The following is a 9,035-nucleotide window of genomic DNA, read 5'->3' on the forward strand; positions in this document are numbered from 1 at the left end:
AGTCTTGTCCTCTGGTGGGCGCGTTGGCTATGCGGGTCGTACACAGTACGGCTCGAGAGAGCAAATACGTCCATTATAGGAGAGTGGCGCTGCATCCAAATGGCCACCCAAACTTCGGGTCACATGTTGACCCCGCCTATCCGTTTCCACTCATCTAGAGTGGGCCAGCCGGACCAGCGTGCGCGCTTGCCGCGGAGAGCGGGGCGACGCGTCAGATAGGACAGTCGTGCTGCCCTAACATTCCCACATTTGCATAATTCCAAACTGGGAGCAAGCGGCTTTGCTTTGCCGGGAATATGAAAAATAGGACTTTGCCGATATTTTTGTAGGAGAGCGTAGGAGTTATGTCGCGTATTGGCACGGAAAAGGGCGCATTTCCGGTGAAATGCGCCCTTAAGGCTGTCTGATAGCTGTTCGAATCCTATTCGAGATGGGATTTGATGAACCAGAGGTCCTTGTCGAGCTCGCGCGAGAAGGCGGTGAGGATGTCGGCTGCGTCGGCGTCGCCGGCTTCATCGGTGGCGTCGATATCCTCGCGTACCTGGTTTGCTAGCGTGGCAAAGCGGTCGGCTAGAGCCGCGAGATGGTCGGGGACCTTGCGGATATCGGTGGGATAGGGGGCAAGCTTGGTCGACTTGGCGACGACCTGGCTGGTGCCGAGGGCAATGCCGTCGAGCTGGGCAACGCGCTCGGCGATGGCATCAATGTGGACATCGATGGCGGCACGGATCGGATCGAGCATCTCATGCACGGCGATAAACTGGATGCCCTTCAAGTTCCAATGCGCCTGCTTGACGATCAGCGCCAGATCGATGGCGTCGGCGAGGCGGGCATTCAGAATATCAATGACGGTGGATTTGCCGTTGCCTTCAATGGCGATGGATGGGGTTTTCATTAGGGGGAGTCCTTGTGACGCTGGGAATTGTTAGAGTCTCAACTGGTTTGGTGGGCAGGGGTTCCGGAGAAGTGGAAATTGTGAGTGGGACGATCGCCCAAAAAAACACCCCGGCAGAGCCGAGGGTGCGGTGTGGATCGTGCGCGCTGATAATCTGGGCCATTCGAGCGTAGCTCTCATGGCCTAGAAGCCTAAAATCGCTCCACCGGAGCGATTTTGCGCAAGCGCCGGCTTCTAGTTAACCGAGTTGTCCTCGATGGTCGGGGTGCTACCGTTGATCTGGATGGAGCGGGGCTTCTTGCTTTCTGGCAGTTCGCGCTTCAGTTCCAAATGCAGCAGGCCGTTTTCGAGCGATGCGCCGTGGACCTCGACATAGTCGGCAAGCTGGAAACGCAGCTCAAAGGCGCGTTCGGCAATGCCGCGGTGGAGGAATTCACGGGTCTTGTCGGCATCGGCCGCCTTGGCGCCCTTGATCACCAGGTTGTTTTCCTTGGTCTCGATGGCGATGTCGCCATTGGCAAAGCCCGCGACGGCGATCGAGATGCGGTAGGCGTCTTCGCCGGTGCGCTCGATATTGTAGGGAGGATAGGTCTTGGCTTCCTGGCCGACGAGGGTATCGAGACGGTTGAAGACGCGGTCAAAACCGACAGTCGAGCGATAGAAGGGGGAAAAATCGATGGTCTGCATAGTCACATTCTCCGTAAAGCAACGTGGATGTCCCGGTGGTCTCGGACAGCGCTCCCAGCATTAGGCAAGCGCCAGATTTCGAGCTCGGGGTTCCCGGAAAGTCCGGCGAACAGCTGAAATATGGGAGGGGTTTTTGTGGGTTCAAGGGGGAGATGCACATCGCGTTTAACCATCACCCCACCCTCAATCCCTCCCCATTCAGGGGAGGGAGGCGCTAGGGCTATTGCCTCTGTTCATGAAGTGGTTTGGGCAGGGGTGCGTCGAGATGAACGGATTATGAATGGCTGATTGGGTTCTAGTTCAGGCTGGCTGTCCTAGAACCGGGGCAAGGCGAGCAGGTCCTCGTCTAGCGGTCCATCACCCGCCCCCCGCATGGGCCGTTCAAAAGGAAAACCAGCATCCTCCGGGATGCTGGTTTTCTTTTTGCATGGTGTTTGGTCTAAGACGGTGGTCCCTGTTGAGCGGAACCGCCCCATGAACGCCGTTGTCGATCCGAATGGACCTCGCCTGGTCAATATCGCATCCAATCCGATGCCGGAGGGTGGGCGGGTCGGCTATTTCAAGACAGAGGACAATGTGCGGTTGCGCTACGCCACCTGGCCCAAGTCGGAGGGGGCGCATCGCGGCACGATCTGCCTCGTGCAGGGGCGGACGGAATTCATCGAGAAGTATTTCGAGACGGTCGCCGATTTCCGGCGGCGGGGCTTTTCGGTGGCGACCTTCGACTGGCGGGGGCAGGGCGGCTCGGAGCGGCTGATCGGCAACCATAAGCTGGGCCATGTCGACAAGTTCGAGGACTATTGGTGCGACCTGCGCAGCTTTCATGGCGAAATCCTGCTGCCCGATTGTCCGCCGCCATACTATCTGGTGGGCCATTCGATGGGCGGGCTGGCGTCGCTCTATGCCGGGATCAACGACCGGATGATGTTCGACCGGATTTTCCTGTCAGCGCCAATGGTGGCGCTGGACCGACAGCCGCTCAGCATGGCGGGCATGGCCCGGGTGACCGAAACATTGAGTTTTGTCGGACTGGGGCAGATGCCGGTATCGCGCAAGCAGGACCGGCCGATGAGCGAGGCGACGTTTGCCAGTAATCCGCTGACCGGGGACATGATCCGCTACATGCGGGCGGTCGACGTGGTGCGGGAATGGCCCGAGCTCGCAATTGCAGCGCCAACGGTGCGCTGGGCCGCAGCGGCCTTCGGGGCCATGGCAGAGGCGGCGCAGGACAGTTTCCCGGCACGCATCAAAATCCCGCTGCTGATGCTGGCGGCGGCGCGCGACGAGGTTGTTTCTACCGCAGCGATCGAGCGGCTGGGCCTGCGGATGCGAACCGGGCGCCATCTGGTGCTGGCCAATGCCCGTCATGAGCTGTTCATGGAGACGGACAGCATTCGAGAGCAGGTGTTTGCCGCGTTTGACGCGTTTATTACCGAACAGTCGTAGCATCGTCGAGATCCGGGCCATGCTGGCCTGCAAACGCCAATGGCTTGTGCTTCCGGTGCTCACGTACAGACGTACGCTCCGCTCCGGTTCTCAGTCATCGCCGTTTTCGACTCAGCCTGACCCGGATCTCGACGAAGCTAGCGGTGGCCCCCTTACGAGGCGTTGACCAGTTCCAGCGCTTTTTCCAGCAGCTCTGGTGTCGCGGCTGCGACGACGTTACCGCCGATGGTGGGATCGCTGCCGTCCCAGCAGGCGATGGCGCCGCCGGCTTCGCGGATGATCGGGACCAGGGCGGCGATGTCGTAGGTGTTGAGGAATGGCTCGATGACCAGGTCGGCATGGCCGGCGGCAAGCAGCGCGTAGCCGTAGCAATCCATGCCAAAGCGTTGCAGGCGGGTGGCGGATTCGATTGCGGTCCACTTGCTCATCATCTCGGGTGTGCGGAACAGCGATGGCGTGGTGGTGAAGACGCGGCAAGGGGCAAGTTCGGTCTGGCCGCTGGTGCGGTTAGGCGTGGTGAGGCCGCCGCGGCGATAGGTGGAGCGGCCCGGGACGGCGAGGAAGGTTTCGCCAATGAAGGGCTGGCTCATCAGGCCGGCGATGGCGACGCCGCTGTGGGCAAAGCCGATCAGCGTGCCCCAGACCGGGGCGCCGGAAATGAAGGCGCGGGTTCCGTCGACCGGATCGATGATCCAGGTGTAGTCGCTGTCGCCGGAATTGCCCCATTCCTCGCCGATAATGGCATGGTCTGGGAAGGCTTCGGCGATGACTGCACGGATGACCGTCTCGGCGCCACGATCGGCCTCGGTGACGGGGTCGAAACCGAGGGTGTATTTGTTGTCCACGGCCAGCGTGGTGCGGAACAGCGGCAGGGTATGGGCTGCGGCAGCCTCGGCGGCGGCAAGCAGCGTGGCTTCGACTTTGGCGAGATCGATGGTCATGGGTGGGTCCGGGCACGGCCTCGTGGTTCGACAGGCTTACCATGAGGTCTACTGAGGGATTTAAAGCGTTCCTAGCATAGCCACGTCGGCTGATCGACCTCGCGATCGGATTAGCAGTCGAGCTCCCCCGTCGAGGGGAGGGTCAGGGAGGGGGACGCTTGGCCACATATCGGGGCTCTCGCACCCCACCCAGCCTCCCCCGTAGAGGGGGAGGTGCAGATCGCGTTTGTGGATCGTTCAAAGACCGCTAGAAATTACTCCGCCGCCAGCTTCTCTACCGGTGGGGCGTTGCCGCCGACCAGTGAAACCAGGTCTAACCCGATCAGGGCGAAGATCAGACGGTCTATCAGGGCGCGGATGGCTTCGAAGCCGTCGTTTTTGGCGAGGGTTACTTCGCTCATATAGAGGTGTCGGCTGATTTCGATCTGTAGGGCGTGGACGCCGTGCTGTGGCCGGCCGTAGCTGCGGGTCGCGAAGCCGCCGGCGTAAGGGCGGTTGCGGGCGACCCTGAGGCCGGCGCCGGTGAAGACGGTTTCGGCGAGATCAATCAGTGCCGGTGCGCAGGTGGTGCCATAGCGATCGCCCAGCACGATATCGGGGGCGGCCTTGTCATTGGAGCGCATGATGCGCGGCATCGAGTGGCAATCGATCAGGAGGGCGACGCCAAAGGTCGCGATGGCTTCGCTGAGCAGCTTCTGCAGGGCTGCATGATAGGGATGATAGATGCCCTCGATGCGCATGCGGGCATCGTCGAGCGTCAGGCGGTCCTTGTAGATCGGCTTATTTTCGGCGACGACGCGGGCCAGCGTGCCGAGGCCTGCCGCCACGCGGGGCGAGGTAGTGTTGAAGCGATCCGACAGCGGTTCGACGAACATGGTGGGATCGAGCTCCCAGGGCTCGCGGTTGACGTCGAGATAGGCGCGGGGGAAATGCGCCCGCAGCATGGGAGCGCCCAGATGAGGCGCACGGCCAAACAGTTCATCGACCCAGGCATCCTCGGACTGGCGGATCGACAGGTGGTCGAGCCGGGTCATGGCGAGGAAGCGCTCGGGATAGACGCGGCCGGAATGGGGCGAATTGAACACCAGCGGCGCCACCAAGCGGCGCGGCCGGATGGTTTCGAATGCTGGCTGATCCCAGTAGTCGGACCGCACGCTGCCTCCCCAATGAGCGGCCATTGGCAACGCCCGAGTGATTTGTGCAGCCACTGTCGCCGTTTACGCCCAGAATGTCCAGATTATCACTAAAGTGCGAGGCGAAATCAGGTGAAGTTTGCAGAAGCTAAAACTTCGCTTAAACATCGCGCGATAGAGTACGACTCAACAGTGCGCCGCATGGCGAACGGCCGGAGACCATCATGAAGCGAATTCTACTCGCGGAAGACGACAACGATATGCGTTCGTTCCTGACGCGCGCGCTCAGGAATGCCGGCTACGAGGTCGTTTCATTCGACAATGGCCTGAGCGCCTATGAGCGCTTACGCGAGGAGCCGTTCGCGCTGCTGCTCAGCGATATCGTGATGCCGGAAATGGACGGCATCGAGCTGGCGCGCCGCGCCACCGAACTCGATCCGGACCTCAAGGTGATGTTCATCACCGGTTTTGCCGCCGTGGCGCTGAACCCGGACAGCGACGCGCCCAAGGATGCGTCGGTGCTGAGCAAGCCGTTTCACCTCAAAGATCTGGTCAATGAGGTTGAGCGGCTGCTGGCGGCCTAGTCACTGACGTTTCACCTTGCGCGGTGTCATCCCGGACTTGATCGGGGATCCATCCTGCAATGCCTGAGTTTATAGGGTGTTTAGCTGATCTACCTTGCGGACGTGGATACATCTCGAGATGGATCCCGGATCAAGTCCGGGATGACACCGTGGGTGGGGCGCTATCAAGTTTCCACAAGCGCCGAGAAGTTGAAACAGACCCCTTGACCCCTGAACGGGTTTTATGGTCTACCCGCGCCACTGGAAGGACTTAGCGGTTCTTCCTTCCCGGAGAGATGGGCGTATAGCTCAGCGGGAGAGCACCTCGTTGACATCGAGGGGGTCACAAGTTCGATCCTTGTTACGCCCACCATCTCTCTAAGACTTTCGCTTCGGCGACGGGAGTATAGCTCAGCGGGAGAGCATTCGCTTCACACGCGAAGGGTCACAAGTTCAATCCTTGTTACTCCCACCAAAATTTCTCGTGATGCCGGTCTGCAAACGGAAGTCACCTGCGCTTGCGGTGCTCACGTACGTCGAGTACGCTCCAGTCCGGTTCTCGCCGACTACCGTTTTCGCCTCGGCCTGACGAGAAATTCGAAATTGATAGATCGTGGCTTGCGGCCATTTCCATGAAACCTCATCCTGAGCTGGTCGAAGGACGAGGTTGGGCAGGCATCTCGCCACGACCTCGTGGTTCTAGTGTTTCACCACATCGTTGATTTGGCGCGTTCGGGCCAGGCCTTGTCGTAGCTTTCGCCGCCGACGGTGTTGTTGGTCATGCCGGCGAGGATTTCGCCGGGGGTGGGGAAAGACTTTGGATCGAGGTGCTTTGCCGGGTTCCATAGCTCGGAGCGGACGATGGCGCGGGCGCATTGGAAGTAGAGCTCGTCGATCGCCATGACGATGACCGAGCGCGGTGCCTTGCCCTCGACGGCGAAGCTGGCCAGAAGCGCTGGATCGATGCTGAGATGGGCGCGACCGTTGGCGCGGAAGGTGGTGCCACTGCCGGGGAGCAGGAACAGGAAGGCGCAGCGCGGGTCGCGGACGATGTTGCGGAGGGAATCAATGCGGTTGTTGCCACGACGGTCGGGCATCATCAGGGTCTGGTCATCGTGGATGCGGACGAAGCCTGGCTGGTCGCCGCGCGGCGAACAATCAATGCCTTCGGGGCCGACAGTGGCGAGAGCGGCAAACGGGCTGGCCTCGACAAGTCGGCGATATGCGGCCGTCATGCGGTTGGTGACTTTTTCGGTCGAGGCGGCGCCGGGGGCGGGCGTGTACAGCGCTTCGAGCTGCTCGACGGAGGTGACGATGGTCATGCGCAGGCCTTGTCGAATTTCGGCCCGAATGATGGAGCGGACCCTGTGGGCGCGGTGTAACTGATCCTATATGTTGTGCGAATGACAGTGCGACGAGACTTTAGTTTGTGGCGTTTCCTCACTGGAAGCGCCCGGAAGGAGCAATTGATGGACGCCCATGCTTTCAAGGTGACCCATACCGACGCCGAATGGAAAGCCAAGCTGACGCCCGAACAGTATCAGGTGATGCGCGACCACGGCACCGAACGGCCTGGCAGCTGCGCGCTGCTTTACGAAAAACGCCAAGGCGTTTTCGCCTGCGCCGGTTGCGACACGCCGATGTTTGAATCGACGCTGAAATTCGAGAGCGGCACCGGCTGGCCGAGCTTTAACGACCCGCTGCCCGGCTCGGTGGAAAATACCGAAGACCGCAGCTTCGGCATGGTGCGGACAGAGTGCCATTGCGCGACGTGCGGCAGCCACTTGGGCCATGTGTTCCCAGACGGCCCACCGCCTACAGGATTGCGCTATTGCATTAATGGCGTGGCGCTGAATTTCACACCTAACGAATAGTAGAGAGCCCCGGAGTGATCCGGGGCTTTTTTGTTGGTGGGAGTGGCCCCCATTGGGGAAGAGTCCTTATTGGGTACCCCCACCTCGCCTCCCCCTGATGAGGGGAAGGAATTGGGCCGGTGGTTGTCGGAAATAGTGCGCATTACTGGATCGGCCCCTCCCCCTTTTCAGGGGGAGGTTGGGTGGGGGTATGCTTGCTAGCTTAGGTGCCACGCGGCTTGGCTCTTGCCGTCGGCGCTGCCTTCGCTGGATCATCCGGCCAGGGGTGGCGGGGGTAGCGGCCTTTTAGGTCCTTGGCGACGTCGGCCCAGGAGCCGGTCCAGAAGCCGACGAGATCGCGGGTGGTCTGGATCGGGCGGTGGGCTGGCGACAGCAGCACCAGCAGCAGGCGGATGCGGCCGTGGGCGATGGTGGGATGGCGGGTCAGGCCGAACAGTTCCTGGACGCGGATTTCGATGGCCGGGCCACCTTCGGCTGAATAGTCGATCGGCACGGCGTTGCCGGTAGGCGCGGTGAAATGGCTGGGCAGGACGGCTTCGATTTCCTGGCGGCGCGCATGGGGCAGCAGCAGGTCGAGCGCGGTGCGCAAGTGCTCGCCGGTAATTTCTGACAGTTTGGTCAGGCCGTAGAGGGCAGGAGCGAGCCAGTCGGCGGCGGTTGGTGCGAGGGCGTCGGCGTTGAGGTCGGGCCAGTCGTCGCCGAGGGTGCCGCGCAGGAAATTGGCACGGGCGCGCCAGGCCTTCTGGTCGCGGCTCCACGGCAGCAGGTCTAGGCCACGGCGGGCGGCGGCTTCGGCAAGGAGGATCGCGGCGGCTTCGAAATCGTCCACGGCGATGGGGTCGTCGGCAAGGCGCAGGGCTCCGAGGCGCCGGATGCGGCGGGCGCGGACGCTGGCCGAGGGCTCGTCGAAGGCGAGCAGGGTTTCGCCGACAATGTGAGACGCAAAGAGGGTTTCGAGGTCGGTGCGGTCGAGGACGGCGGCGGCGCGAATGCGGCTGGTGGCGGCGGCGCCGGTGATATCGGTGACGACGAGGAAGGGCGCCGAGGCGAGGGTATCGGTCTGGTCGAGGGCGGCCTGGCGGCCGTTGGCGAGGCGGAATTTGCCGCGTGGACCTGCGGCTTGGGCGACGCGGTCGGGGAAGGCGCGGGCGAGGTGGTGGCCGGCGGGGAGGTTGCCGCCTTTGCCGCCGCCGCCGAGGCTGGCCCAGCGGCGGGCGAGGCTGCGGGCGTCATCAGCGCGCTTGGAGCGGTCGCTGCGGAAGCGGTCAAGGCGGTGGGCGAGGTCGGTGCCGTCGCCGCCAAGGCCGCGTTCGCCGATCAGCACGGCGAGTTCGGCGGCGGTCTGGGCGTCGTCTTCGGCGGCTGCCGCGACAACCATATGGGCGAGGCGGGGATGCAGCGGGAGTTTAGCCAGCGCCTTGCCCTCGGCGGTGAGGCGGCCGGTGGGATCGAGCGCGTCGAGGGATTTTAGCAGGGTGGTGGCCTCGGCCCAGGCG

General features: G+C 62.3%; 9 protein-coding genes and 2 tRNA genes. 5 read left to right on the top strand and 6 right to left on the bottom strand.

Annotation, left to right across the window (positions count from 1 at the left end; translation table 11 throughout):
• Positions 1-421: 421 nt before the first annotated feature.
• Positions 422-895, bottom strand: a complete 474-nt coding sequence (gene dps / locus WH91_RS04010) for a DNA starvation/stationary phase protection protein Dps (protein ID WP_046169734.1) — start codon at positions 893-895, stop codon at positions 422-424.
• 234 nt (positions 896-1,129) lie between these two features.
• Positions 1,130-1,582 (bottom strand): Hsp20 family protein, encoded by a 453-nt coding sequence (locus WH91_RS04015; RefSeq protein ID WP_046169735.1) that lies wholly within the window; start codon positions 1,580-1,582, stop codon positions 1,130-1,132.
• 474 nt (positions 1,583-2,056) lie between these two features.
• Here WH91_RS04015 and WH91_RS04020 point away from each other — a divergent pair, with 474 nt between their 5' ends.
• A complete protein-coding gene (locus tag WH91_RS04020; protein ID WP_046169736.1) occupies positions 2,057-3,028 on the top strand; it encodes an alpha/beta hydrolase in 972 nt (323 codons plus the stop codon).
• A gap of 152 nt (positions 3,029-3,180) precedes the next feature.
• On the opposite strand, the gene hisN is transcribed toward WH91_RS04020, so the two are convergent.
• Positions 3,181-3,969: a histidinol-phosphatase gene (gene hisN, locus WH91_RS04025; protein ID WP_046169737.1), complete on the bottom strand. Its 789-nt coding sequence runs from the start codon at positions 3,967-3,969 to the stop codon at positions 3,181-3,183.
• 254 nt (positions 3,970-4,223) lie between these two features.
• Positions 4,224-5,123 (bottom strand): N-formylglutamate amidohydrolase, encoded by a 900-nt coding sequence (locus WH91_RS04030; RefSeq protein ID WP_244542367.1) that lies wholly within the window; start codon positions 5,121-5,123, stop codon positions 4,224-4,226.
• Between the two features lie 203 nt (positions 5,124-5,326).
• Between WH91_RS04030 and cpdR the strand changes: the two genes are divergently transcribed.
• From cpdR to WH91_RS04045, 3 genes are all read left to right on the top strand, one after another.
• Positions 5,327-5,686 (top strand): cell cycle two-component system response regulator CpdR, encoded by a 360-nt coding sequence (gene cpdR, locus WH91_RS04035; RefSeq protein WP_046169739.1) that lies wholly within the window; start codon positions 5,327-5,329, stop codon positions 5,684-5,686.
• Between the two features lie 277 nt (positions 5,687-5,963).
• Positions 5,964-6,038 (top strand) — tRNA-Val (locus tag WH91_RS04040).
• 27 nt (positions 6,039-6,065) lie between these two features.
• Positions 6,066-6,140, top strand: a tRNA-Val gene (locus tag WH91_RS04045).
• A 232-nt stretch (positions 6,141-6,372) separates the two neighbouring features.
• Here WH91_RS04045 and WH91_RS04050 read toward each other — a convergent pair.
• Positions 6,373-6,987 carry a pyridoxamine 5'-phosphate oxidase family protein gene (locus WH91_RS04050; protein ID WP_046169740.1) on the bottom strand — a complete coding sequence of 205 codons (615 nt, stop codon included), beginning with the start codon at positions 6,985-6,987 and terminating at the stop codon, positions 6,373-6,375.
• Between the two features lie 147 nt (positions 6,988-7,134).
• Here WH91_RS04050 and msrB point away from each other — a divergent pair, with 147 nt between their 5' ends.
• Positions 7,135-7,539, top strand: coding sequence for a peptide-methionine (R)-S-oxide reductase MsrB (gene msrB / locus WH91_RS04055; RefSeq protein ID WP_046169741.1), 405 nt, complete (start codon positions 7,135-7,137; stop codon positions 7,537-7,539).
• A 202-nt stretch (positions 7,540-7,741) separates the two neighbouring features.
• On the opposite strand, the gene WH91_RS22405 is transcribed toward msrB, so the two are convergent.
• Positions 7,742-9,035 (bottom strand): ATP-dependent helicase C-terminal domain-containing protein (locus WH91_RS22405; protein WP_282567546.1); only part of this gene is annotated, 1,294 nt, incomplete at its 5' end.

Origin of the sequence: Devosia psychrophila (genome assembly GCF_000971275.1) — a bacterium.
Classification (GTDB): domain Bacteria; phylum Pseudomonadota; class Alphaproteobacteria; order Rhizobiales; family Devosiaceae; genus Devosia; species Devosia psychrophila.

Excerpts from the sequence above, each read along its gene's own strand:
- msrB (WP_046169741.1), top strand. The coding sequence starts at position 7,135 with ATGGACGCCCATGCTTTCAAGGTGACCCATACCGACGCCGAATGGAAA.
- WH91_RS04050 (WP_046169740.1), bottom strand. The coding sequence starts at position 6,987 with ATGACCATCGTCACCTCCGTCGAGCAGCTCGAAGCGCTGTACACGCCC.
- hisN (WP_046169737.1), bottom strand. The coding sequence starts at position 3,969 with ATGACCATCGATCTCGCCAAAGTCGAAGCCACGCTGCTTGCCGCCGCC.
- WH91_RS04020 (WP_046169736.1), top strand. The coding sequence starts at position 2,057 with ATGAACGCCGTTGTCGATCCGAATGGACCTCGCCTGGTCAATATCGCA.
- dps (WP_046169734.1), bottom strand. The coding sequence starts at position 895 with ATGAAAACCCCATCCATCGCCATTGAAGGCAACGGCAAATCCACCGTC.
- cpdR (WP_046169739.1), top strand. The coding sequence starts at position 5,327 with ATGAAGCGAATTCTACTCGCGGAAGACGACAACGATATGCGTTCGTTC.
- WH91_RS04015 (WP_046169735.1), bottom strand. The coding sequence starts at position 1,582 with ATGCAGACCATCGATTTTTCCCCCTTCTATCGCTCGACTGTCGGTTTT.